Raw genomic sequence first — 24,858 nt, forward strand, 5'->3', positions numbered from 1 at the left:
TTACAATCCGGATGCAGGATTTTCAGGCTGTTGTAACAATGAAGCGGCTGCCTGGTTATTTCCGATCTAAATCTCCAAGTATTTTTTTCTTAAGCTGCTCCGTTTCCTCATAGCTTGGTACATGATCGCCATATCGCACAGCATCATAAACATCTATAAAGCGGCTCGCTTGCAGCTTGGCCTGTTCTTTTTCATATTGCCTTTGCAGATCGGCGCCTGTCTCCTGAGCCGTCCGTTCGCTTTTCGCACGATAGCGGTATACTCTAGCCAGCTCACCAAGCCATCGGGCATACAAAAGCCTTATTTTCTCTCTATTATCAGTAGTACGGCTCCATTTTGTTTCAAAGCTTTTTCTGCCTTTTGCATGACCGCCCCGGTGAGAACGCCGTTTCCTGCGTTTTTTAATTATTGACGTTAATTGTTCTTCTTCATCAACATAGTAGCCATACTGGCCTTCCATTGGGCCGCTTCGCTTCATAAATTTCAGCCATAAGCGATAAGCCAGCTTCAGCAATTTCTTTGACACCGCATATAAAAGCAGCAGTAATGCTGCAGCAACAGCTGCAATGACAATAATTTTTATTATTTGCTCCAGAATGAGCATCCATTTGGCAGGCTCTGAAGGTTCGACCTCAGGGAATTGCGATGGCGCCGTCGGCTCAGGCTGCTGTTCCACAACAGGCTCTTTGGGCTCTCTGGAGAGCCAGCTTAAAATCCAAGCCATTACCTTTTTAAATCCAGCCATTACAGCATCTTTATAAAATAATAGGAATGACGCTGCCAGCAAAATGCATGTAATTAATGACATTAACATTCTATTGTGCTTGGCAGCTGCAATTGCAGCTGGCGATTGGCCCACATCAACCGTTTCATTTTTTATAAATCGCCCGTTAAATATGTAAAATGACATTATTAATACAACAGCGCCGCATACAAATAGCTGTGTCTCTACCTCAATCAGCCGGACAAGCAGCCATACTTTCAATGGCTGAGCTGCCACATAGGTCACAATTCCAGCGATCATGTACCTGCTGTCAAACGAATCCTTCCATCCTTTGCGCGTAAGCACAATCCCTTTCCAGCATAACAAGGCACTAAGAAGCACTAACGCTGCGAGCATCTCCTGCCGTATGCCAGGCATAAAGATGAGTGAAAACAGGAAGCAATAAATATACCCTATTGCGCATGATGCCAACAGCTCCATAATGAATCTGCTGCTTTTCCATTTTCCCTTCAATGCCGCTCCGCTCCAATAAACAAGAGGAAGCATAATAAGCCATAAAGCAATGGAAGCATGAGGCAGCAAGTAAATAGCTGCTGTCAAAAAAACCGGAAGATAAAAAAGAAGCTCTGCCGCTCCTTTGGCAAGTATGACGCCGTTTGTTTTCAGCCAATTCTTCATTCGCTTTTATCCTCCGCTAGCTCCCAAACTGTAACGGAATTACCGTTCGAGCGAATTCGTGCTGCCTGCTCCTCTAGCTCATCATTCCAGAAGGTCGATATGATAAGCACATCTCGCCCTTCATACCCGTCTTCTGCAGCAGCTTGCAATAAGTAGGAAAACGGCTCCGTTTTCTCCAAGCTTAATCTAGCCATCGCTTCAAAAATAAACAATAAGTGCTCATAACCTGATCCAGGTTCAATTTTTGTAGAAGAATATTGATTATTAAGCTGCATATTGGAGCTGAAGCCAGCTTCCATTCCTTGTTCAATTGATGCTGCGGCAGCGCCTGCCGCCCACGAAATGCCCTGCTCAATCAAATCTACATTATTGACTGAGCGCCACATGCCTTCCTCATCATCAATATTCAAATAAATCATCAACTGCCGATTCGCTGTGTAATCATGTTTATGTACTTGCAGCTGACCGGTTCTCGCAGTTGCCTTCCAATTAATAGAGCGAAGTGTATCGCCCGCTTCGTATTTCCGCACTCCCGCTGTCAGAAATGGGTCATGGATAATCCACCGCTTAACAACATGCTCCCCCTGCAAGCTATGAAAAGGAAGCTGATCGAGCGCCACCTCTGCCGGCTTAGGATACACAAGCAATTCTCCCGTCAAGGGAATTTGCTTATGCCGAATATGAACACCCAGCAAATCGCCGCTGGTCATCGTGACCGTCTGCAGCCTGTAAACGCCTCTTCGTGCGGCTACAAGGCAGTGCCTTCTTGTAATTTGAACGTAGGGCTTCAGCGAAAATAAACTTTTATGGTTTTGATACACTTGACCTTTACTGACAGAAAAATTGTCCAGCTTGCCGAAATGCAAATGCGTGGAGAGCTGCGACTCCACTCTAAGCCATGGTACGGGGAACCATTTGCGATTGGCAATTCGCTCAACCAGCTCTACTTGATCACCCGCATAGCAAGCTGCAACCTTAAAGTTGCGGTCATATTGAATATCCTTTAACGCTAATCGATAAAACACTAGGCCTTGTAAATAAAACAATGCGACGGCCAACAAAATAAATCCAACTAGTAGCATGGCATACTCCCGGCTATGTTATCGTAGCTTCTGCTTCCGTAGGGACAGGAATTTGATTCAATATATCATCCAATATTTTATGCGCATCCGCTTGCATTCTTTGCATTCCTCTTAGCGCTAAACGATGGCTCAGAACAGGCTTTGCCAGCGCTTTCACATCATCGGGAGTTGCAAAGTGGCGCCCCCTCAGTATAGCTCGTACCTGCACTGCGCGCAGCAGCGCTTGCGAGCCGCGGGGACTAACGCCAGTCGCAACCTCCTCCCGTTGTCTCGTCGCTTCAATAATACTGACGATATAACGCAGCAGCTCTTCTGATACCTGAACCTGCGGATAAGCTTTCTGTGCAGCGATAATCAGTTCTCTATCCGCAACTGCCTGCAGCGTTTCCAACGGCTGCTTGCTCATAAAGCGCTTTAACAGCTCCACGCTCTCGTCAGAGGTCGGATAGCCCATTTTTATTTTAAAAAGAAAACGGTCAAGCTGGGCCTCCGGCAATGCAAACGTCCCCTGATGCTCGATAGGATTTTGCGTAGCAATAACCATAAAAGGCTGCTCCAGCTGCTTCGTTTCGCCATCGATGCTGATCTGTCTTTCTTCCATGCATTCAAGCAGGCTGGATTGCGTACGCGGCGTTGCGCGATTTATTTCATCTGCCAGCAGCAGATTCGTAAACAGCGGCCCCGCGCGAAACTCAAATTCACCAGACTTCTGATTATAATAGTGAATACCGCTCAAATCAGAAGGCAGCAAGTCGGGTGTAAATTGAATGCGTTTAAAATCAAGCTGCAGCGATCGGGCGAGCGACTTGGCCAGCATCGTTTTGCCGGTGCCGGGCACATCCTCCAGAAGAACATGGCCGGAGGTAATGAGCGCAATAATAAGTAATTCTACAACCTCTTCCTTGCCTACAATAACCTGAGCAACATTATGCTTCACCTGCTCCGTCAACTGCTTGATAGAAGTAAAGGGCATATGCTTTTTTATCTCTCCTTTGCTTACTTTTGCTTGCGGCTGCGCTGCAGCTGTTGAAGCTCTCTCCAACGAATCAGCTTGATCCCTTCCTCTTTGATGAAAGAAGTCATCTCTGGATCCAAAAACAATTGATGCTCCATGCCTCGTTTTTCAGGCTGAAAATGAAAGGCTTTCAGCTCGTCCGTCACGTATGACGGGTGGATAATAAGCTCTGATACGCCTGGACGAAGCGAACGCAATAGCTGCTTCATATTGTTTTTCAGGACGTCATACGTTTCTCCTTCTGCCAAATGAAAAGGCAAGCCTACCAGATAGTCTAGAATAACAACGCCAAAGGAATCAGCCAAGGCAGCCAATTGCTTGGCCTGCTCAGCCATCTCAGGCGGAGCGACTTGACCGTCCTCCTGCAGCAGGTAGCGCGGTAAACGGAAAGGCAAGCCATAATCAGCACAAATGCTTAATACAAGCGGCAAGAAATTACGGCCCGTCGTAAGCCCATACAAGCTGCCCATATGATTGTCCGCATGTGTAGGATTCATGCCAAACTTAAGCGCTTTCTCGATTTGACTGATGATTTCAGCTCGTACCTGCGATTCATCCGCCTGCTGCTCGAATGTTTTGCATTCTTTCGGAAAATAACCTTCCTCCGTCACAAGTGAGTGAACAGCTTCTTGCGTAGTAACCGGTCCCCATTTGTACCGATCCCATTCGCTCGTAAACGTTAAATGCACGCCCACATCATACTGCGGGTTTTGCGCACTCCAGCTGGCTCCTTCAGGCGCCCAGCCGCATGGCATCATAATCGTCGCCGAGCTGATTGCTCCTGCAGCGAGCAGATGCTGGACGGATTGATTAACAGAGTGGCATACGCCATAGTCATCCCCATTAATAAGCAGCAATCTATCATTGGCATCATAGCCTAATTGTTGAGCTAAATTCATGTTTATTCTCCTCCATTCCTATACTATAGTTATTGTACTCCTAAATTTAGTTAGTTACGATAAAAATTTCCCGCAGTTCTGCACTGTTATCGATATACTCGATGTGATCAGCTGTCTGATCAATTATTTCACACAGCAGCTCCAACTCGCTTAACCCGCTGCGATATCTGACCACAACATGCAAAAACACATCCAACAGCCGCAGCTTCATCAATAATGGCATACAGTCAAGCTCTTCCTGCGTAAAGCTGACCTCTTGTGTAAAAGCGTTCATCATCAGACTTATTCCTTCATGCATAGAAGAAAGCCGATTAGGCTTATTTAGCAGGTCTGCTGCAATTACAGCAGGCTCCATCGCGCGCAAATCAATTGCAGCAAATTCAAAATCAAGTATGGCGATGATGGCCTCGCCCGAGGCGACCGTATTATTGATTACGATATCACCATGAATCCATTGCTGTGGCAGCTTTTGAAGCTCAGAACTCCATTGCTTAGCTTTGCAGAACTGTTCCATTAAAAATTCGATTTTCTTTCTTCGCAAAGCAAGCTCCGACTCCTCGTTCATCAGCTCTTCGAATAATTCAGCCGTTATAAACTCATAAGAGGCTGGCAGCTTGTAGTAAGGGTCATACACAGGCTGAGCAGTCATTTGTAGCGCTGCCAGCTGCCTGCTTAGTTGACCTGCTGCTTTCCCCAAGCCGGCAATATGAGGCGCATGCTGATTGAGGGGCCTTTCCCCTTCAATAAAATAATACAAGGCAAATAAAGTGCCATCCTCCAGCTTGCAAAAGGTGCCTCCCGTTTTATTGCGTACAGGAATAGGCGTTTGAATTGATGACTTGCTGCTATTCAGCTTCTCCAAAAGCTCATGCTCAACCTGGACGATTGCGCCATTCTTATGATTGTTATATATGCGAAGCATAAAACACTCTTGGTCTGCTGCAATTTTTCTAGTTGTATTGTTCATTCCGCTTTCCATGGGCAGAACGCTCCAAGGCTCGGAAATAGAATAATGAGCTAAATAAGTATTAAGCTCGCTCCTGTTTATTTCGCTCATTCAAAAGCTCCCCCTCTTCTTTTTTATTATAATCCCCAGGGGGAGATATTGGCAAAAATTCCGAACAACTGACAATCCTTTCCCGATGCGGGAATGCAAAATGTCGAATCGATCTAATATTTGTTGATTCATGCGCTTCCCTGGGAAATATTCAATTTCATTTCCTCATTTCCCAGACTGCTTGTACGGATTGGATTTTAAATTTATAACGAAGCTCTACAGGGTGTCGATTCATTGTGGATAGGGCAAAAGCAAACGAAAGGGAGGTTACTACGATCAAGTTTGGGATTCCGACCGATGTAGTAGTCCCAATTTTTAGATGAAATAACCCCTGTAAAGGATAAATTTGGCCTACAAAGGCGGACGCTGCTGCTTCTCCATTCCCAATCTTGCTCTTCGTTCCCCTTTCTTTTTGCTTGCCAATCGTTGCCCACAAAGAATCGACACTCTCCTCTAACAAGCCCGTAATAAAAAAGATGCTGCCGCTGCAGCATCTTTTTCTTGACCCTAGTACATAGGCTGTAGCGGACCGTTTTCGTTGACGATCGATTCCAGATCATAGATCGAAATGGGGAAATAAAGCAGCCCATATACATAAGGCGCGATTTCATATTGCTGAAAATAAATGACTAGTGAGCGGTCAGCAATGTAAAAATCCTGATCAGGCCGAATAGACTTGAATGGTTCAAATGTTTCGATTTTGCGAGCTGAAATTTGCGCTTTTATATGTTCGCTTAATACCGCTACATAATTGGAGTTAGGCTTGAACAGATCCTTCAGCTGATACTGTTTTCCCGTAGAGGTCCGAAAAGTATACGATTTTTCAAGCGTCGCTCCATGCGCTCCGCCTGTATATGCGTAATTAATAAGCGAAAGGCTTAAAATATCCTTTTGGTTATTTTTCACTTCATACAAGCCAAGCATTTCAGCACGGGGATCGCTTAGATCGCCTTGAGCATTGACGAGCTGCTGAGCTCCATGTACTAACACTTTATTGATATGTGCATCAGCCTGAGCATTGCTGCCGAGACTGATATGCGGAATATACAGCTCCGCCTTGGGAAATGTCGCCTTGGAGGACTGAACAACTACAGGCGATACAAACGTTGACATAATGAGACACCTGCCTATTTGATATGATGTCTCATTATATGCAGCACCCGCTTTGAATTTTCCCGCTTCCCTTATTTTCCGTCAAATAAGCTAGTCCATTAAGCGCTTCTCACGCTCAGTCAGCCTTCTGCCGCGAACATCCACTACGATTTCACCTTTATTAAGACCGACGATGCGATCTGCAAATCGCTCAGCCCAATCACCCTGATGCATAACTGCTATTACGATAACCTGCTGCTCCTCGCACAGGCTTTTCAGATCCTTAAGCACAGCCTCAGCTGAATGGGGATCAAGGCCGGATACCGGCTCATCAACCGCAATCACTTTTGCCCCGTGCACGAGCGCCCGCGCAATAGCCATTCTTTGCTTCTCGCCACCGCTTAAAGTGCCTGCCTTTTGATGGGCTTTGTCAATTAAGCCGCGCTTCTCGATCATTTCCATCGCGCCCATATAATCATCGTTGCGCATCATGCCTGTCCATCTGCGCCATGCCGGCGTTTGTGTTATCGAGCCAATAATGACGTTTTTCAGGCCTGTTTTATTCGGAAACAAGAACGGTTTTTCTTCCAAATATGCGACCTCGCGCTTTACCTTCATGCGTCCCTTTATGCCGGCTTGAAATACATCCATGCCGTCGAATTGATATTTCCCCTTCGTCCACTTTTCCTGCAGCGCAAGACATTTAAGAAACATGGACTTACCGCTGCCGCTATTGCCTTTGATGGCAATAAAATCGCCAGGGTAGGCTTCAAAATCTATATGGTTCAATACTTTTGGACCGCCTGGTATTCGCTTTGAAAGATTTTGAATTCTTATCATTTTCCGCTCCCTTTCTGCACGTTGCAAAAGATCATTATTACTAGTGTAAGTGATATAAAAAACTCTTTCCACACGAACAAATGTTTGCTATAATAAAAACAAGAACAAACGTTCCATTATACCCATTTATTCACATCACCAATCGTTTAAAGGAGGCTGGATCACCATGATTAACAATTGCGAAAATTTCCGTTTTGTAGAGTCTAGACGTAATGGCAAGGACCTTACTTTCAAGTTTTACGACAATGGGAAGCTTACCATTATTGATAATCTTACCGAGGAGGTGATCTCGCCCAACGACTTGCGCGGCGCCAGCAAGGATTTCTATGTTCGCAAGCGCATTTCCTTTATCAAGAACAAGCTGATCGCTTCACAACTGAAATACGCCTAATCTATTTCATCATACCAGCGCATGACAGCATTTGGCTATCATGCGCTGTTTGTATTTTGTTTAATAGCGGATTGACGACTTGCCCTACTTTCATGTAGATTGAATGTACAGTTGGAACTGTTAGCGAAAGGAGTAATACAAGATGAAGCAACAGCTGTTATTCGATCTAGATGATACACTTATATACTGCAACCGCTATTTCTTTGAAGTTATAGACCAGTTTGCCGATTCATTAAAAACATGGTTCAACGGATATTCAGCTGTCACCGACAGCGCGATCCGCGATAAGCAAATGGAATTTGATTTGGCGCTGATCGACAAAAGCGGGTTTAAAAGCGAGCATTTTCCTCGCTCTTTTCTGAATACGTATCAACACTTTTGCGCCATAACCGGGCGTGATTGCAGCAAACAGGAAGAAAACTTCCTATGGGATATCGGCATCAGCGTTTATCAGCATGATACCGAGCCCTATCCGAATATGGAGCAAACGTTGACTCAGCTTGCGTCAGAGGGCCATGAGCTGCATTTATACACGGGCGGCGAGCCAAAGATTCAACAGCGCAAAATCGATCAGATGGAGCTTGGCCGTTTTTTTGAATCACGCATTTATATACGCCAGCTTAAAAATTATGATGCATTGGAAGGCATTCTCCAGTCTGGCAGTTTCGACCGGACACAAACTTGGATGATCGGCAATTCGATCCGTACCGATGTCGTCCCAGCCCTTACAGCTGGCATTCATGCTATTCATATGCAAGCGCAAGAGGAATGGCACTACAATATTATTCCGATTGATCTCGAGCCGAAGGGCGCATTCTTGCGCTTGCAGCAGCTGCTTGACATCCCGCATGCCATTAAACAATTTGTCAGCCGATAGCTGTGGCTTACTCGACGCCCAGCTCGCCTGTTTCCAAATTTTTCAGGACAATCCGTCCTTGCGTCTCGGTGCCATTGGACAGCTCAAGCTTAAGCTTAGCTGTCTTTCCTTTTTCCGCCAGGGCTCTCACCTGTGCATCGCTTAATACCCGGCCAAAGCTCTCCTTCCAAATGACGAAGCCGCAGCCGCTTTTATAATTGGAGCACCCATAGCCTTTTCTTCCCATAAAGAGCGAGCCGCCGCAGCCTGGCCGTGGACATGCGGCTACAAAGCCCGGCTCCATGGTCGAAGTGGCTTTAGGGGCAGATGCCGCGCCACTTTCCGCTTTCTTGCTTGTTCGTGCTTGGCCGCCGGCTTTACTGCTTCCTTTGGCTGATTTTCGTCCGCGGGAAGCTTGACCCTCTTCTTGCTCAAACAGATGCTTGGCGGCCTGGCGCTGTTCTTTCACTTTGTCCACGATCATTGTGGCAAAACGCTTGACGTTATTCATAAACTGCTCATCCGATGCCGAACCGCGGGCAATTTCATTGAGGCGTCTCTCCCACATCCCAGTCATCTCAGGCGATGTGAGCAATTCAACACCTGCAGCACGAATCAGCTCAATGGTAGTTCTTCCTTTTTTGGTTATGACAATTCGTTTTCCCTGCATTTCTATATAGCCTACATTTTTCAGACGCTCGATCGTAGCAGCCCTGGTCGCTGGCGTTCCAAGCCCGGAATCCTTCATCGCATCGCGAACATCCTCATCCTCGATCTGCTTGCCGGCACTTTCCATAGCCTTAAGCAGTGTACCTTCAGTATAATGCTTGGGCGGCTGTGTATCCTTCTCCTTCACTATCGCCTCGCTGCATTGAACTGAGCCGTCCTTATCGATATGAAAAGGCTCCATAACCTCTTCTTCTGTTTCTTCCTCCTCTTTGCCCTCCTTGCTTTTCTTGCTTGTCCGCTTCGCTCCTTCTTTCGTCTGATCGTTAGCGTAGAGCTCCTTCCAGCCAAGACTAATCCGTTCTTTAATATTCGTTTTAAATAATTCCTGTTCAATATCGGTTATAACCGTATGTAATTTATATTGGGCCGGCGGAAAAAACTGTGATAAAAACCTGCGCACGATCATATCATACAGCTTCTGCTCATCTGGCGATAATCCTTTGGCTGTACGCTTAGTCGGCAGTATCGCATGGTGGTCCTCAACCTTCGCCGGATTGCAAATCGATTTATTGCCTTTATGTACAAAGCTTCGGTCCGCCTTTTCAACCCACTGCTTATACTCTGTATATTGCAATGCAGAAAGCGCCTGATGCATTTCGGGAATATTTTGCTCTGTAACGTAATTAGAATTCGTTCTTGGATAGGAAATAACCTTATGCTTTTCATACAGCGCTTGAGCCGTATCTAACGTTTTCTTGGCGGAAAAGCCTAATTTACCGTTTGCTTCCCGCTGCAACAAGGTCAAATCATACAGCTTATACGGATACTCTTTCGTCTCCTTCATTTCATAGGACGCTATTTTGCCTGCTTTATTCTTCACCTTCGCTGCAATCGCTTCCGCTTTAGACTGCTCCGTTATTCGATCACCCTGCCAAATTCCGCTATAGGCTGTTCCAGTTTGCTGGAATTGCCCCTCCACTTCAAAAAATTTAAGTGAAGAAAAAGCCTCAATTTGAATTTGACGGTCATAAATTAAGGCAAGCACCGGCGTCTGAACACGCCCGACAGACATCAATACATTATGCTTAGTCGTAAATGCGCGCGATCCATTCATCCCTATAAGCCAATCAGCTTCACTGCGAGCTCTTGCCGCCCTTGTAAGATTAGCGTGTACTGATTCATCCTTGAGCTCGTCAAAGCCTTTGCGAATCGTCTCAGGCGTAAGGTCAGAAATCCAAAGCCGCTTAACGGGCTGAACCAGCTTCAAGTGCCGTTGAATAAGCGAAAAGATATATTGCCCCTCTCGCCCGGCGTCACAGCAATTAATAAGCTGATCGCAACGCTTGGCAAGATCAGCGATAACCTTCAACTGGCTAAGCGTATTTTTATGCGGAACGAGCTTGAAGCTGCTTGGGATAATTGGCAAATCATAAATATTCCATTTCTTGTACCGGTTATCATAAGCATCAGGCTCAGCAAGACCGATCAAATGGCCGATTGCCCAAGTAATGATATATTTTTCCCCTTCAAGATGAGTACGATTGTTTTTAGCTTTCGGATCGATAGCTGCAGCAATATTGCGCCCCATATCCGGTTTTTCTGCAATAATTAATGTTTTCATTATCATTAGCTCCTTTGCGTCGAGCTAGGCCAGGAAGCTGAAACTTTCTTATTATTCATTAGTTATAAATTGAATAATTGCTCCATAGATGGACCTTACACCATCTGCCCATTTTTTATCCTCAGCATATTCACGATTAATCCAAGTAAAGGCATCTATATGTTCGGGACGTTCTTTGCTTAGTCGATTAATTATACGCGCCGCAATTTGCGAGGATTCCGTAATATTTGTATTGTAATCCTTCCAGCTGTGAAATACGTTGAACGGGTTGTTTGCGATCTCCACTGCTCTTTTATGCGCTTTGGGCACAAACCCTTGTTCTTGGCCGGTAATTGCAAACAGCAGCGCAGGATGTATGTCAAAATCTTTAGCCGTCTGTAAAATGGCCGAAAAATACGGCTCATCCGCAAGCAGCGAGGATTTATTGACGAGATATTGTTTTAATTTTTCTGTGTTGACTTTTGCGTAGCGAAGCGCGGCAGGCAGCTCATTCAGTGAACTCAGACTGGCTTCTGCTTGTACGTTGGCCTGTAATTCCGCTGCTCGATCCGCGATATGCTCTGCTTCATCACTCGCCTTCGAGCTTATCCAGCCATATATCAGCAATCCGAACACAAGCGATGCGAATAATATACTATAGGTAAAAGCCTGCTTTCTCCGCTGCTGCTTCACATAGGCGACAGCTGAAGGAAGCGGAATGACCTTCCCGCCTGCTTCAGCCGACAGCCTTTTCACGGAACGCTCCTCCGATTGTGATCCTCCTAATTGATCAGACTGCTTCACACGCCAGCTTTGCAGCGCAGCAGCAATGGAAGGCTCATTTTGATCCAGCTGCGAGCACAGCTCATCGATATCGCTGAGCTGAACCAACCGCCGCTCCTCAGCCACGCACTGTCGAAGCAATTGCTGCAGCAGATCCTTCTTCACATTCTCCTCAAAATCGGGCAGCTGCTTGTACAATATTTTTTTAACGGCATCGGCTACAATTTCTGCTCGTTTCTCGCCGGAAACAGCAGCGTATTTTTGCTGCACATATGCTCTTATTCTGCGAATATCATTACTGGATAAAATATATGCGTTCTCGGCTGTCATGAAGCTTCCTCCTTCATGTCCTATTAAACCGATAGTACCATAATTTTCTTACTCAGGGATTGGCAAATTTACAATTTGCTGCTGTAAATGTTCCTGCTCAACAAACTGGCGCAGCTGCTCTTTCTCCGAAAACGTAAATTGATATTCGCAATCACAACCCTCATCCTGCGGAATCATCTGAACGATCGTTCCGTTAGCTGCCAAGCAAATGACCAAAATTGTAAAATCAATCAAATCCTCCGGCAGAGGCGTCTCTTCTGCAAGCTCTGCGCGCAAAGTGATATCGACCCATTGCCAGTCGCGGCGCTCCAAGGCAGGATGAAGCCGCTTGAATTTCAGCTCTGTTATACGATCTGAACCGTATTGAATCATTGTTTAAGCTCCTCCCGGCCACAACGTGAATAGAAGCGCCATGCGGCGCTTCTTTGGAATTTCTTATTCCGCTTCATATAAATGCTTAATTCTTGCGTTTAAAAACCTGTGTAGTAAAATCGAATTTATTTTTTTCATCACTTGCTCTAAAATGACTTTCGGCCAGCTCCCATTCTGCCTCTGGAAGATCAGGAAAAAAAGCGTCGCCTGCCTCTACCGCTGTATGTACTTCCGTTAAAAGAACAGTATCTGCATACGGAAGCAGCTGTTTATAAATCTCAGCTCCGCCCATCACCATCAGATCAGCGGATTGCGCCAGCTCCACCGCTTCCTCCAAGTCGTGTACATATTCATATCCTTCTTTTGCGAAATCCGTTTGCCGTGTCAACACGACATTTCTGCGATTGACCAAAGGCTTTGGCAAAGACTCGCATGTTTTTCTGCCCATTAACACGGTTTTACCCGTTGTCATTTTTGTAAAATAAGCCATTTCGGCAGGCAAACGCCAAGGCAATTTATTTTCAATGCCGATCACACGATTGCGATCCATGGCAGCAATAAGCGTTATAGACATAGTATACATCCTTCCTGCGATCTAAAATCAGCTGCGCCCAGCTTCAAACATGAGAAAAGATAGAGGATTTGGCGCTTTACACCGCAATCGGCGCTTTAATACTTGGATGAGGATTATACCCTTCAATCGTCAAATCTTCCATCTCGATATCAAAAATCGATTGCTTTTCCGGATTGATTTTCAACGTTGGCAAATCACGCAAATCACGAGATAATTGCTCTTTGACTTGATCGATATGATTCAAATAAATATGAGCATCACCGATCGTATGCACAAATTCGCCCACTTCCAAGCCGCATTCATGCGCAATTAAATGTGTCAGCAGCGCATAAGATGGCACATTAAAGTTAATGCCCAAGAAAGAATCACCGCTGCGCTGATATAACTGGCAAGATAACTTGCCGTTTGCTACATAAAATTGAAACAACGCATGGCATGGCGGCAATGCTGCTTTACTTCCCTTTGCGCCGGCATTCACAACATCTTCCGGGTTCCATGCATTTACAATAATGCGGCGTGAGTCAGGATTACGTTTAATTTGATTAATCGCATCCTGCAGCTGATCAATTTCATTTCCTTCGGAATCTGTCCAGTGGCGCCACTGCTTGCCGTAAACATTTCCTAGCTCCCCGTATTTGGCTGCAAACTCATCATCGTTTAAAATCCGATCACAAAAAGCTTTCATTTCTTGTTCAAGCACTTGATTAAAGGCTTCATCCACTAAGCAACGACGTCCAAAATCAGTCATATCAGGACCGTTATACTCTTCAGATTCCACCCATCTTTTAAATGCCCACTCGTCCCAAATGTGATTGTTGTTTTTAAGTAAATAACGAATATTTGTATCACCTTTTATAAACCACAACAACTCACTTGCAATTAGCCGAAATGGCGTACGTTTAGTTGTAAACAACGGGAAACCTTTTGATAAATCAAATCGCATTTGATACCCAAATACACTAATTGTACCCGTACCTGTGCGATCTTCCTTTTTCACACCGTTATCTAAAATGTATTGTAAAAAATCTAAGTATGTTTGCTCCAGCTCATTAGCCAACTTAAATCCACCTCCGTATTACTTCACCTCATATATTATAGCTGAAAAATCATCTGGAGGGTAACCTTGTCTTTATTTATTCATCACGCTTTATTTTATCCCCAGATACTAGTCACCACGAGATATCCTCCAGTCAAAAGAAGAATCACGTAGGTGGTGATCCGGAATACTTGCTGACTGATCCATTTAAACAATAGCTGACCCAACAGAATACCTGCAAAAAGCGATGGCAATGCAATTAGCGACGATGTCCATATCACTTTACTCGTGCCGCTGACAGAAACCATCATGATCAAGCTGACCGAGTATGCAAATAAATAATAGGCCAAAGTCGTGCTTCTTAATACAGTTTTATCAATCCCTGCTCCTGCGAAATACAACAATAAAGGCGGCCCTGGCACACCTATGCTCGTAGTGAGCAGCCCCGATAATCCCCCGGCTATATAGTCTTTTTTACCCGTACGCTGTATAACTAGGTTTAAAATAAGCATGATCGTGACAGCTAGTATAAGTCCGCCTACAATCGCTTTTAATAATTCTACATCCAAATAAAGATAAATAAATATCCCTAAAATCAACCCTAGGCAGCTTCCTTTTATCAATTTTATTAAAAGCGATCGATCTACTTCGTTGGCTATTTTAGCAATCATAAAAACAGAAAGACAAATGGATAGAATAATATTAATCTGAATGGCCGTATGAGCCGGATAGATTAATAGTAAAAAGGGCGTTCCAACTATAGAAAAACCATATCCTGTACTGGTTTGTAGGAGTGAGGCAATAAGCACGATAATTACGAGTATGATTACATCATTCAAAATTTAAAGCACCATCTTTCTGAAACGGGAAACTTAAATGCTAACGGGCGGCATCCTAGTATGACTAGTAAACCAGTCTTTGACAGTAATTTCAATAGCTATATTAATGAAAAATAATGATTAAAACCAGTTATCAATTAAATTCTCTACTGATAAATAAAATAAAATAGTTGAAATATGTGCATAAATGTTACATACAATGTTCCTACAATGAAATTAGTTTTACTTCTCCATCTTCGTGCGCTTTGGCTCATTGCTAGTAACTGTAAAAGATGCATCAGGTAACGTTTATATATGAAATTTCATACACAATACGCTGAAATATCCCAGAAAACACGATTGTATATGAATTATCATACATAACCGGTCGGGGTTACCTTCAAAAGGGCTAATGTATATGAAATTTCATATACATTACGCTGAAATATCCCGAAAAACACGATTGTATATGAATTATCATACATATCCAGTCGGGATCACTCAAAACGGCTCAATGTATGTGAAATTTCATACAGAAACGATCGACGCTTCCTGAAAACTTAAACAAATGAAAGTTAGGCTTGAATATAATTAGTGCATACACAAAGGAGAAAATAGTTAAGTACGTTAAAAAAATCAAGAAAGATTCTGCATAAAAATTCAAACAACCCAGTTAGAAAAGTTATTTACTAAAAATATCTTCCAGAATCAAACTTATTACATGCCTAGGTTCATCTTGAGGATAAAACAATAAAGTAACTATTAGAGTAATAAGTATCCAAATTATAATAAAACGAGTTTGTCTAATTCTAATCATATTAATTAAAAAGCATCCCCCCAGTGAAAGTATCAAGTTAATTATTATGGTTGAAGGAATTGAAATAATTCTCCCTAATCCCGTATGGGGATATAAATGTAATAACAACATCATAAAAGGTATATGTGGAATAAATAATAATAAAAACAACTGAATGTTGTTATTTAACTGTGTAGTTGATTTTATTAGAGCTCACCTCCCAATTTCATTAATTGAAGTTAATTCTTCGCAATTACTTAAATCTAATCATGTAACAAATACTAAACGTTAACTTCTTCCCAGTTATAAATTACATATATTAGCTGACATATGATAATAACTAAATAACTAATATTAATAGAGAAACAAAATTTAAGTCTTTTTGACCTATTCAAATATTCATGATTGTCGATAATATTCAATTTAAATCTAGTCTCATTATTCTTTTGAATTCGTAATAATATACGTAATTCAACTATTCCCATTAGACTCCATATCAAGGTAAATACTAATAATAATGCATTTGCAACAGACAATAGCATGCCTGTACCTACATCTGAAGTTCTTATAAATCTAAAACACATATTAGCTATTAAAGTTATTGCGAATATACATAGCCCTATAAAACTTAATATTGGTGTATTATAGCTTCTAATGTCTTTTCCGCCTTTCAAGGAATTTCAGTAACTAACAATGAACTGTAATCAAAGGAATTATTCGTTTTCGCTTTGCCTCTTGATAAGTTCTTCAATTAATTCTTTATACAGTGCACAAAGTCCTCCTCGGATCGGATTCATATACCCTAATTCAATTTCTATAAAATAAGTTCTATTAATTATTGAAATATCTTTTAAGTCTATATTGATCAAAAAGTCTTTTTTCATAAGATATTGTGTATTGTGTATTCTTTATTCTCTTCATTGTCTAAAAATCCAGTTTCGGAGGTCTCATGAAATTTCTCCTAGCACCAATATATTTATATTCGTAAGTGCCAAACGTGCATATAACTCATCAATTTGATAATGAGTAAATTTCAATTTCACGACAAAAAGACACGTACCCTCTAAGGTAGTGCCTTGTCCCAACAATAAGTCCGATAGGTTAATACGACAGTCATTGCATTTGTGCAGAATACCCGTGGATTTGCGATTTTAATTTCTTATATTTTGCAGATCAAGTAATGGTGCATTTGAATTTGCTCATCACTGAACAGATTGAAAAGTTCAGCTCCGTTCCCAAAGTTAAATTTATTAACGATATCGAACTCAGTCAGCAGGTCTAAGCTGAGGTACAATGTGGCGATTCCCATCTCGGGATAGATGCATCTCACGAGAAAAAATATATCCTCCGAAGATAGTTGGTCTTTCTTCATGCTCCAGCAAAATCCGAATAGTCGCTTTCCTTTGTGCCGTCATCCTATACCCTTTTTTTCAAACATCTCATTCATTTTATCGATTCGCTTCTGAGATCCGGATGATTCCCTTGATCCCTATCTGCCAAATTGCGCCTGATGCAAACGGGAATATACGCCGCCTGCGACTACGAGTTCTTCATGATGTCCCTGTTCAGTAATACCATCTTCGGTGACGACCACAATACGATCCGCATCCTTGATCGTAGCCAGACGATGGGCGATGACTAGTGTTGTCCGCCCCTTCGACAACTCCGCTAACGATTGCTGAATCGCCATCTCTGTCTCCGTATCCAGTGCCGAGGTCGCCTCATCAAGAATGAGTATCGGCGGATTTTTCAAAAACATCCGTGCAATCGCCAGACGCTGCTTCTGTCCGCCTGACAGTTTTACACCTCGTTCTCCAATAACCGTTTCTAGCCCTAGCTCCTGCGTACGGACAAAGGATTCGAGATGCGCCCGACGCACCGCTTCCCACACCTCCTCTTCACTCGCTTCAAGCTTGCCATACAAAATGTTTTCGCGAATTGTCCCCGCAAACAAAAATACATCCTGTTGCACAATACCGATCTGTTTACGCAGTGAGCTCTGCGTCACCTTTCGGATATCTACTCCATCGATGCGGATGGCTCCGCTCTCTACTTCGTAGAAACGCGGCAGCAAGCTGCATAACGTTGTCTTGCCTGCTCCAGACGGGCCAACAAAGGCAACAGTCTCTCCTTTGCGAATTGTGAGATCCACCTGATGCAAAACTTGCCGTTCACCTTCATAACCGAATGATATACGGTCGAAAACAATATCTCTTTGGATTGCATCGAGTTCTGTTGCATCTGGATCATCCGCCACATCCGGCTCCGTATCCATCAGTTCTACATAACGCTTAAAGCCAGCGAAGCCCTGTGGATAGCTTTCGACAATCGCATTGATCTTCTCAATCGGACGAAAGAACACATTCGTTAGCAACAAAAAGCCGACAAAATCACCGTAGCTCAGCTGGTTTTGAATGACAAACCACGTCCCGCATACCATTACAAACAACGTCACAAATCGCATCATCATATAGCTGATAGCACCGTTTTTCGCAATCAGCTTGTACGATAACAGCTTCGTTTGACGAAAGCGGTTATTGTTGACGGCAAACTGCGCTTCTTCATGCGCTTCATTAGAGAACGCTTTAACTACACGAATACCGCCCACATTATCTTCAATCCGAGCATTGAAATCACCGATGTCGCGATACAGCTGATGAATAGCTTTCGTCATTTTTCCATTGAAATAAACCACGACCCAAATGATCGCGGGTACTACAATAAAGGTTAGCACGGCTAACTTCCAATTGATTAGCAGCATCAGTATAAAGGAACCTAGCAGCGTCATCACAGCGATGAATAAATCCTCCGGTCCGTGATGCGCCATCTCGCCAATCATATTCATATCATTGGTCAGTCGGCCAATCAGATGCCCAGTCTTCGTATTATCAAAAAAACGAAATGACAGCTTTTGGATATGGGCAAACAGCTTGCGACGCATATCCGTTTCAATATTAATACCGAGCATATGTCCCCAGTAATTGACGATATACATAAGACCTGTATTCAAAAAATAAAGAGCAATCAGTCCCACAGAAGCCCAAACAATTAAATCCCACTTGCTCCCCGGCAGCAAATCATCAATGAATACTTTCACCGCCATCGGGAACGCCAGCTCCAGCAGCCCGGCGAGTATGGCACATCCAAAATCAAGCATAAACAACCCTTTATAGGGTTGATAATAACTGAAAAACCTACGAATCATCTTGTCCTCCTGCAACGAATGTTTTGCACATCATTTTGATCATTAAGAGTTTATATAATGAAAATGATTATCATTACTATTACTTTAACATATAATGACATATTCTCATATAGCTCAGTTTAAAAGTTCGAGAATAAATATCCTTGCCCAATCCAGTTTTCAGTTTGAACACCTAGTAACTCAAAATCACCTTTTGTATATTCCTCTATTACCTTTTTCCAAAAATACTTTGAAGGATCATTATTTCCATGTTGAAGCACTTCCCAATTGCCTTTAAATTTGTCGAAAATCTGCCTGGCTGCTTCCTCGCCAATTCCTTTACGACGATATTTACGCATTACAAAAAATTCAGCGATAGATTTAACTGGATCACTTTTTTGCAGGTTGCTATAAGAATTTACTAAAACGAAACCTGCGTAACTGCCGTCGACCACTACGAAAAACGGATGGCGATCAGTGTCTGTCCAGTAATGATCCAAATATTTATATCCATACAAGCCAAACTCGTTTACATCCCGATCATTGAACTCACTAAAATCATATTCGTATAGCTCAATTAAATGGGCTAAAATTGATTTTTGCTTTTCGTCAACTTCGATGACTTCTATTTTCCGCATAATTTAGTTCCTCTCTGCTAGTGAAGTATTAACATACACCTATTAATTATCTGAATTTCTTGTTCAATTCTTCAATATTACCGTTAAAAACATTAATATCAACATACATATTTATACCATCAATTCTTCCTCTATTGTTATATTGCCAAAATATCCATTTACGTTCGCCAAGCGTTGGAAATTTGATAATATCGCGAATCCATATATCAAAGTCTATAAATTCATCTTTAATGTAAGTATTGTATGTACTGTATGTGACATAAAGGATTGGCTTCTTTTCATAATAGTTTTCGAGTAAATGAGCTAAAGTTTGTATCTCATCCCTTACTTTTTTCGGGTCATGCTTGAGGTGAATTTCAATATCAATAACTGGCGGTAGGCTGTCAGTTTCATTTGGAACAATATTAATAAAATTTTCTGCTTGTTTTTCAGCAGAACTTCTCATTGAAAAAAAATGATATGCCCCAGTTAATATCCCTTGTTTCTTCGCTTCCTTCCAATTATAATCAAATTTTTTATCAATAAAGTCATTTCCTTCCGTAGCTTTTATAAATACAAATTGATACTCATTTTCCTTTACGACCTCTGACCAGTTAATGTCACCTTGATAATGTGAAACATCAAGTCCTTTAACTTCATATTTCTTTGCAAAAAATGAATTATGCCAAATGATGCCTTTATATTCTAAAAACGCTAATGTAATAATTACTAGAAGTGCTATTACTATTATGTTACGTATTTTTTTCATTCGATCTCCTTCATATTTCGTTTTACTATGATTTCGTAGTATACATCTATTAACCTCCAAGGGGATTTTGATCTCCCCATTGCTCCTTACAAATTGTTTCTGATTATTTCAATTAACTCTTGCTTCTCTTTATCAGGTATCCATTCGCCAAGGAAAAACCCAATAAATACTTATTATATGATTTTTTCGTAAACAGCTACTCCCTTAATTTCTTTGTAAAGTACAACACAATATCATCATCTATAACAACATTATCCCCGTAGTTAATATACCGATGACCATTATGTAATCCCTTTCCATCCGGAATATATCCGCGCCTTACATATATGACTTGAGCTACCCCATAATCTGAAAAAACACCCACACCAATCCCAGCAATTGATGACTTTCGACTTATTACTTCCTCAGCTTTATCCATTAATTGTGAACCGATGCCCAATCCTCGATATTTAATTAAAACGTTAAAATCACTAATTTCTGGTATGTTCTGTTCCCTAAATGAAGGGTAATGAGAGTTCCAGATTACATTTAAATAGCCAACAAATACTCCATTAATTTCGGCTATTATTGTAACTCTCTCCCCGTTTTTCTGTTCATTTATATATCTTTTATATTGAGCAACTGGCTTGTCCCAACCTTGTTCTTTAAATGCATTTGAGATAGTAATTGGATCATTCTCATTTATTTCTCTTAGCAATAAATTCATATTGATCCCACTTTCTTTTAAGGATTTTCATGAAAGATTACTTTCTAACTTATGTTTTTGAATTTCTATATACTCATAAACCGCATCGATTTCTTGCTCATAATTGTAGTTTATTTCAAAAAACTTCTCTCCGGCTTCCAAGCATTCCATTCTAAATTTATTATTTTCCTCCATGTATTCTCTTATTGTGTTTTCCGAATCATTTTCAATACTTCCACATATTTAAACATATTTATTAATAACTTCATTACTCCAGATTTGTACTTCAATATATCTTTCGGGCCCATATGTCCCTTCCTTATTCCACTCTTGTGGTAATCCATATTTCTCTATCAATTTCATTATTTCTTCCTTTGTATATACTTGTTCTCGGTATTCTTTCCCGTCTTGATATCGCATAGTCGGAAAAAGATCCCCATACGTAAAACTTATATTATCTTCTTTAAATTCAGCTAATGATATTTTGACCTCTTTTCCATCTCTATACCACTCTTTAATCCAACCACATTCGCCCAATGTCATATAATGCGGATACATTTTTTTAGGATTCCCACCCTTAGCAATAAACGCCTCTCTCGCTTTATTCTCTAATCCCTTCCTTATTTTTATATAATCCAATGATCGCTTGCTTGCAAAAGTGTCTCCATTGTATCTTATCTTTTGTAAAATCTTTTCTGCTTCATCTATTTCTAAAGCTGATAAGTTCTTAAACGGTCCTTGATTTCTTTCATAATAATGATAAAGGTCAAATTTCATCATCATATCTTCCTTTGGTTTCTTTTTTCGAAGATTTCACCTGAAGTTCTTTGATTCGACTTCTATATTATTGTTAACTCTTTTTCGCTATTCTACCACGTTATACCATTAAGATGAAGAACGATCGTTCGGATTAATATATGTCTTTCTTAGGTTTTTAAATCCCGCAATTTCATGTAACGGTCTTGTATTTATGAACTTGCGTTAGCGGGTCACCTCTTCCATCTGTTTTCACCTTTTGTTCAATATGGAATTAAGACAAAAAGACACGTACCCTTTAAGGTAGTGCCTTGTCCTAACAGTAAGTTCGATAGATCAACACGGCGGTTATTGCACTCGTGTGTATAACCCTTTGCTTTGCGTCCTAATCTTTCGTTTACGCATCTTCCTCCGCCACGCCAAGCACTTTATTCCTTTCCTTGAACTTGGCACTATTAATTGCCGACACTGCATCAGTAAACGCTCCTGCGATCAGTTGAATAAGGGATTAATACATTTCTGAGGGGAACAAATATTAGAGTGTTGTATAATGGGAATACCATCTTGGATATACTCTCAAATTAGCTTCTTTCTATTCAATTCGCTTTGATCATGCAAGTAAATTCTATGTCTGTGCCATTAACTTTGCTTAAGAATTTACCTTTCTGTACAAATCCGTTTTCGACATAAACCTTTATCGCTCTCTGATTAAAACTTGCTACAACCAATCGGAATTTCCTTATATCTAATTGTTGCTTTAAGTAATCAATGCCTTCTTTCACAAATACTCTTCCTAATCCCTTCCCAGTCTTGGATGGTTCAAGTCCTAGACCAATATCCAACATATCTTCCTTTTCGTAGATACCTGCAGCGTATCCGCCTGGAACCCTTGCAGAGTTACCAAAACAGAAGTAGCCAATTAAAATTTCCACATCGTTAAAAGCACAAAAGTAATCGCCGTTCAGCAGTTCATCTATAATTTCTGCATCGGTTTCGAAATCATAAAAATTGTATGGTTCCTGATACTTCCATGTTGATATTATTTCTGCGTGTAATGGAGTCATTGGTTTAAAAGTAAAGATCATAATAATTGTTCCTTTTTTGTTTTTTATGGTTTACTGTTATGATTCCTCTCCCGCAATTTTTGGTTTATATCATCCAAAGATCTTTGCATCTCTTCCATTCTTTTTAGTCCTGAATATTGATTACCAATGAGACCCGCTAATCCAATGATCAAAATTAGAACTATTAAAATACTCATTTATTAAAGTCCCCCACTTTCTTTTAGTTTTACAACGATTTCAATAGATTGAATTTCAGACATCATCGCTCCTCAAAATAATCAATTAGTTTATTAATTCTATTTCTCGTCTCGAAATTGATGGTCATTAAATTTCTTTTTACGTTTTACTAACCAATCTATTACCAATCCTAGTAAGATCCAGAAAGCTAAATGCAGTACATAAATTAACGGTTTAAAAAGCTGTGTCGTATCCGGATTTGTATTAATATCAGTTAGCCAATCAACCAATAACATATTTATCGGGTTGGTAAGAAAAATCAAAATGTTCTTATCATCATTCCCAGACAAATTTAGAAAACAGATCAATAATGAAAATATACAAAACCAGAACGTAAACTTTTTCATTAAAGTAGTCATTTCTGCGTCTCCCCCTGGATTAAAATCATTCAATATAGGTTTCCATAGCATTCTTTTTTAAATTGTTTCTGAAACAATGTTACAAATTCTATTCTCTTATCAAATATTTCCTTAGATAATTCGAAGTTTAATGATTCTTTTGATGCTCTTATGTATTCCAAATTCTCAGTACTATTCCATAAACGTATCGCATCAAATACGTTCTCTTCCTTGTGTGCGCTGTACATAAACTTCAACCATACCTCTAGTGTTCCAAAAGGGTCCAAAATATCTGCATCTTGTATAATTTTTATATGGAAGGGCAAATCTTCACGATTTCTAGAGTTATGAAATTCAATGATTTCTGATATTTCACCAAGCTCTTTTCTGAACATTCTTCATATAATATTGTTTTAATTAATTGAGCTCCGGTCTTATGGTGTGGTTCAATTCCTTTTGTTACATCATGAAATAAAGCCCCCACAAAAATAACATCGTCTTTTGATGCGTCACTAGAACATAATGACTTCCTTAAATTTATCCTCCCATCTGGATAAGTATGTATTAATTCGGCCATTAAAATCGCGGTAACATCTATTCTGCTTTCTTCTTTTATCAAAAATCCAAGCTATAATCTACATACAATAATCTCAATCGGTAATTGTTTAAATTCTTCCTTTAAAATTTCCTTTACCCGACCCCATTGCAGCTTATCCAGGCCGCATCCAATTTCCGGCATAGCAAGTTTACTTATAGATTCACTTATACATATCTCTTTCATTGAGCTTACTGCAGCTGTTAAGGTTTCATATGTTGGTTTATGCCAGTATTTGCTCTTCGTTATCAAATTAATTATTCTATCTACCTTATAGCATTTTCCAACTTCCAGTTCATTTCTTAACGCTTTCTCTTGCAGTGAAGACAGTTTAAACTTCTTTCGAAATAGAACTGCTATTCCCGCTCCCATTTTAGCATCAGCAGAAATACAATGAGCTAAACAATACTCGTCTGGCATAGTAAATAAATCTCTCTTAATTTCTACTAATTCCATTGATTTCACTCCAATTAATTTGTTACTTCTTACTCATTTTGTTTTTGCTTTGACAGGTTATCTTTTATTTACCAGCAATAAAAGACTAGAAGTGAATCATTGCCCCCCGCTCATCAAACACCGCTGTTGGATTCCAAGCTACTTCCCATGCATTGCCTTCAGGGTCTAAAAAGTAAGAGATTCTGCCTCCCCAAGAAGCGTCGCTTGCTTCTCTAATAATTTTCCCGCCTGATGCACGTACTTCCTCAGTAATAAGATCGACTTGATCTGGTTCATCTGTATTAATAGCGAATGTAATTCCTTTAAACCCATCTTCCATCTGAACTTCTTCTAAACCACAATCTTTTAACAGTTCTTCGATTGGAAACAATGATAATAATACACCTGCTGTTTTAAACACACAGTATTGATCTGAGCTTATTTCCGTCTCGCTCCAGCCAAGCTTCTGATAAAATTTTCTTAACTCCGGCAGATTCTTAGCTCCTATAGTGATTAAACTTACTCTATTCGGTACCATTCGTTTACCTCCATTTTTTTATTGACCA

28 protein-coding genes and 1 pseudogene are annotated in these 24,858 nt (G+C 41.1%); 2 read left to right on the top strand and 27 right to left on the bottom strand.

Annotation, left to right across the window (positions count from 1 at the left end):
* Window positions 1-55: 55 nt before the first annotated feature.
* The 8 genes from V1L65_RS12760 to V1L65_RS12795 all read right to left on the bottom strand — a co-directional run bounded on the left by V1L65_RS12760 (window position 56) and on the right by V1L65_RS12795 (window position 7,387).
* Window positions 56-1,402, bottom strand: coding sequence for a DUF4129 domain-containing protein (locus V1L65_RS12760; protein ID WP_331699539.1), 1,347 nt, complete (start codon window positions 1,400-1,402; stop codon window positions 56-58).
* A complete protein-coding gene (locus V1L65_RS12765; protein WP_331699540.1) occupies window positions 1,399-2,484 on the bottom strand; it encodes a DUF58 domain-containing protein in 1,086 nt (361 codons plus the stop codon). The genes V1L65_RS12760 and V1L65_RS12765 overlap by 4 nt, the downstream gene beginning before the upstream one ends.
* Window positions 2,485-2,497: 13 nt before the next feature.
* A complete protein-coding gene (locus V1L65_RS12770; protein WP_331699631.1) occupies window positions 2,498-3,457 on the bottom strand; it encodes an AAA family ATPase in 960 nt (319 codons plus the stop codon).
* 23 nt (window positions 3,458-3,480) lie between these two features.
* Entirely contained in the window at window positions 3,481-4,398 is a 918-nt protein-coding gene (locus V1L65_RS12775; protein WP_331699541.1) for a polysaccharide deacetylase family protein, read from the bottom strand.
* A gap of 46 nt (window positions 4,399-4,444) precedes the next feature.
* Window positions 4,445-5,455 carry a phosphotransferase gene (locus V1L65_RS12780; RefSeq protein ID WP_331699542.1) on the bottom strand — a complete coding sequence of 337 codons (1,011 nt, stop codon included), beginning with the start codon at window positions 5,453-5,455 and terminating at the stop codon, window positions 4,445-4,447.
* 157 nt (window positions 5,456-5,612) lie between these two features.
* A complete protein-coding gene (locus tag V1L65_RS12785) occupies window positions 5,613-5,891 on the bottom strand; it encodes a hypothetical protein (protein ID WP_331699543.1) in 279 nt (92 codons plus the stop codon).
* A gap of 71 nt (window positions 5,892-5,962) precedes the next feature.
* Complete coding sequence (locus V1L65_RS12790; protein ID WP_331699544.1) at window positions 5,963-6,568, bottom strand: DUF3298 and DUF4163 domain-containing protein; 606 nt, start codon at window positions 6,566-6,568, stop codon at window positions 5,963-5,965.
* Between the two features lie 90 nt (window positions 6,569-6,658).
* Complete coding sequence (locus V1L65_RS12795) at window positions 6,659-7,387, bottom strand: phosphonate ABC transporter ATP-binding protein (RefSeq protein WP_331699545.1); 729 nt, start codon at window positions 7,385-7,387, stop codon at window positions 6,659-6,661.
* Between the two features lie 166 nt (window positions 7,388-7,553).
* Between V1L65_RS12795 and V1L65_RS12800 the strand changes: the two genes are divergently transcribed.
* Together V1L65_RS12800 and V1L65_RS12805 are read left to right on the top strand one after the other, a co-directional pair.
* Entirely contained in the window at window positions 7,554-7,778 is a 225-nt protein-coding gene (locus tag V1L65_RS12800) for a hypothetical protein (protein ID WP_331699546.1), read from the top strand.
* A 142-nt stretch (window positions 7,779-7,920) separates the two neighbouring features.
* Window positions 7,921-8,655 (top strand): HAD family hydrolase, encoded by a 735-nt coding sequence (locus tag V1L65_RS12805; RefSeq protein ID WP_331699547.1) that lies wholly within the window; start codon window positions 7,921-7,923, stop codon window positions 8,653-8,655.
* A 7-nt stretch (window positions 8,656-8,662) separates the two neighbouring features.
* Here V1L65_RS12805 and V1L65_RS12810 read toward each other — a convergent pair whose 3' ends face one another.
* From V1L65_RS12810 to V1L65_RS12895, 19 genes and pseudogenes are all read right to left on the bottom strand, one after another.
* Window positions 8,663-10,924, bottom strand: coding sequence for a type IA DNA topoisomerase (locus tag V1L65_RS12810; protein WP_331699548.1), 2,262 nt, complete (start codon window positions 10,922-10,924; stop codon window positions 8,663-8,665).
* Window positions 10,925-10,975: 51 nt separating this feature from the next.
* Window positions 10,976-12,016 (bottom strand): hypothetical protein, encoded by a 1,041-nt coding sequence (locus tag V1L65_RS12815; protein WP_331699549.1) that lies wholly within the window; start codon window positions 12,014-12,016, stop codon window positions 10,976-10,978.
* A gap of 48 nt (window positions 12,017-12,064) precedes the next feature.
* Window positions 12,065-12,388 carry a hypothetical protein gene (locus V1L65_RS12820; protein ID WP_331699550.1) on the bottom strand — a complete coding sequence of 108 codons (324 nt, stop codon included), beginning with the start codon at window positions 12,386-12,388 and terminating at the stop codon, window positions 12,065-12,067.
* An 85-nt stretch (window positions 12,389-12,473) separates the two neighbouring features.
* Window positions 12,474-12,962, bottom strand: a complete 489-nt coding sequence (locus V1L65_RS12825) for a dihydrofolate reductase (protein ID WP_331699551.1) — start codon at window positions 12,960-12,962, stop codon at window positions 12,474-12,476.
* 76 nt (window positions 12,963-13,038) lie between these two features.
* Entirely contained in the window at window positions 13,039-14,019 is a 981-nt protein-coding gene (locus tag V1L65_RS12830) for a thymidylate synthase (RefSeq protein WP_442955692.1), read from the bottom strand.
* 95 nt (window positions 14,020-14,114) lie between these two features.
* Complete coding sequence (locus V1L65_RS12835) at window positions 14,115-14,837, bottom strand: sulfite exporter TauE/SafE family protein (RefSeq protein WP_331699552.1); 723 nt, start codon at window positions 14,835-14,837, stop codon at window positions 14,115-14,117.
* Between the two features lie 1,488 nt (window positions 14,838-16,325).
* Window positions 16,326-16,496, bottom strand: coding sequence for a hypothetical protein (locus tag V1L65_RS12840; protein ID WP_331699553.1), 171 nt, complete (start codon window positions 16,494-16,496; stop codon window positions 16,326-16,328).
* Window positions 16,497-16,771: 275 nt separating this feature from the next.
* On the bottom strand, window positions 16,772-16,984 hold the full coding sequence (locus V1L65_RS12845) for a transcriptional repressor (RefSeq protein ID WP_331699554.1): 213 nt from the start codon (window positions 16,982-16,984) through the stop codon (window positions 16,772-16,774).
* 117 nt (window positions 16,985-17,101) lie between these two features.
* Window positions 17,102-18,817, bottom strand: coding sequence for an ABC transporter ATP-binding protein (locus V1L65_RS12850; RefSeq protein WP_331699555.1), 1,716 nt, complete (start codon window positions 18,815-18,817; stop codon window positions 17,102-17,104).
* Window positions 18,818-18,936: 119 nt separating this feature from the next.
* Window positions 18,937-19,434 carry a GNAT family N-acetyltransferase gene (locus V1L65_RS12855; RefSeq protein WP_331699556.1) on the bottom strand — a complete coding sequence of 166 codons (498 nt, stop codon included), beginning with the start codon at window positions 19,432-19,434 and terminating at the stop codon, window positions 18,937-18,939.
* A 46-nt stretch (window positions 19,435-19,480) separates the two neighbouring features.
* Window positions 19,481-20,182, bottom strand: a complete 702-nt coding sequence (locus tag V1L65_RS12860) for a GH25 family lysozyme (RefSeq protein ID WP_331699557.1) — start codon at window positions 20,180-20,182, stop codon at window positions 19,481-19,483.
* Window positions 20,183-20,378: 196 nt separating this feature from the next.
* Complete coding sequence (locus V1L65_RS12865; protein ID WP_331699558.1) at window positions 20,379-20,888, bottom strand: GNAT family N-acetyltransferase; 510 nt, start codon at window positions 20,886-20,888, stop codon at window positions 20,379-20,381.
* Between the two features lie 27 nt (window positions 20,889-20,915).
* On the bottom strand, window positions 20,916-21,062 hold the full coding sequence (locus tag V1L65_RS12870; RefSeq protein WP_331699559.1) for a hypothetical protein: 147 nt from the start codon (window positions 21,060-21,062) through the stop codon (window positions 20,916-20,918).
* 48 nt (window positions 21,063-21,110) lie between these two features.
* Window positions 21,111-21,650 (bottom strand): hypothetical protein, encoded by a 540-nt coding sequence (locus V1L65_RS12875; RefSeq protein WP_331699560.1) that lies wholly within the window; start codon window positions 21,648-21,650, stop codon window positions 21,111-21,113.
* A gap of 370 nt (window positions 21,651-22,020) precedes the next feature.
* A pseudogene (locus V1L65_RS28735) lies at window positions 22,021-22,131 on the bottom strand (thioredoxin reductase); the annotation flags it as partial.
* Window positions 22,132-22,219: 88 nt separating this feature from the next.
* Window positions 22,220-22,708 carry a GNAT family N-acetyltransferase gene (locus tag V1L65_RS12880; protein ID WP_331699561.1) on the bottom strand — a complete coding sequence of 163 codons (489 nt, stop codon included), beginning with the start codon at window positions 22,706-22,708 and terminating at the stop codon, window positions 22,220-22,222.
* Between the two features lie 604 nt (window positions 22,709-23,312).
* Complete coding sequence (locus V1L65_RS12885; protein WP_331699562.1) at window positions 23,313-23,657, bottom strand: hypothetical protein; 345 nt, start codon at window positions 23,655-23,657, stop codon at window positions 23,313-23,315.
* 233 nt (window positions 23,658-23,890) lie between these two features.
* Complete coding sequence (locus V1L65_RS12890) at window positions 23,891-24,313, bottom strand: macro domain-containing protein (protein WP_331699563.1); 423 nt, start codon at window positions 24,311-24,313, stop codon at window positions 23,891-23,893.
* Window positions 24,314-24,398: 85 nt separating this feature from the next.
* Window positions 24,399-24,830 carry a VOC family protein gene (locus V1L65_RS12895; protein ID WP_331699565.1) on the bottom strand — a complete coding sequence of 144 codons (432 nt, stop codon included), beginning with the start codon at window positions 24,828-24,830 and terminating at the stop codon, window positions 24,399-24,401.
* Between the last annotated feature and the right edge of the window lie 28 nt (window positions 24,831-24,858).

The organism is Paenibacillus sp. IITD108 (genome assembly GCF_036541265.1).
Taxonomy (GTDB): Bacteria; Bacillota; Bacilli; order Paenibacillales; family Paenibacillaceae; genus Pristimantibacillus.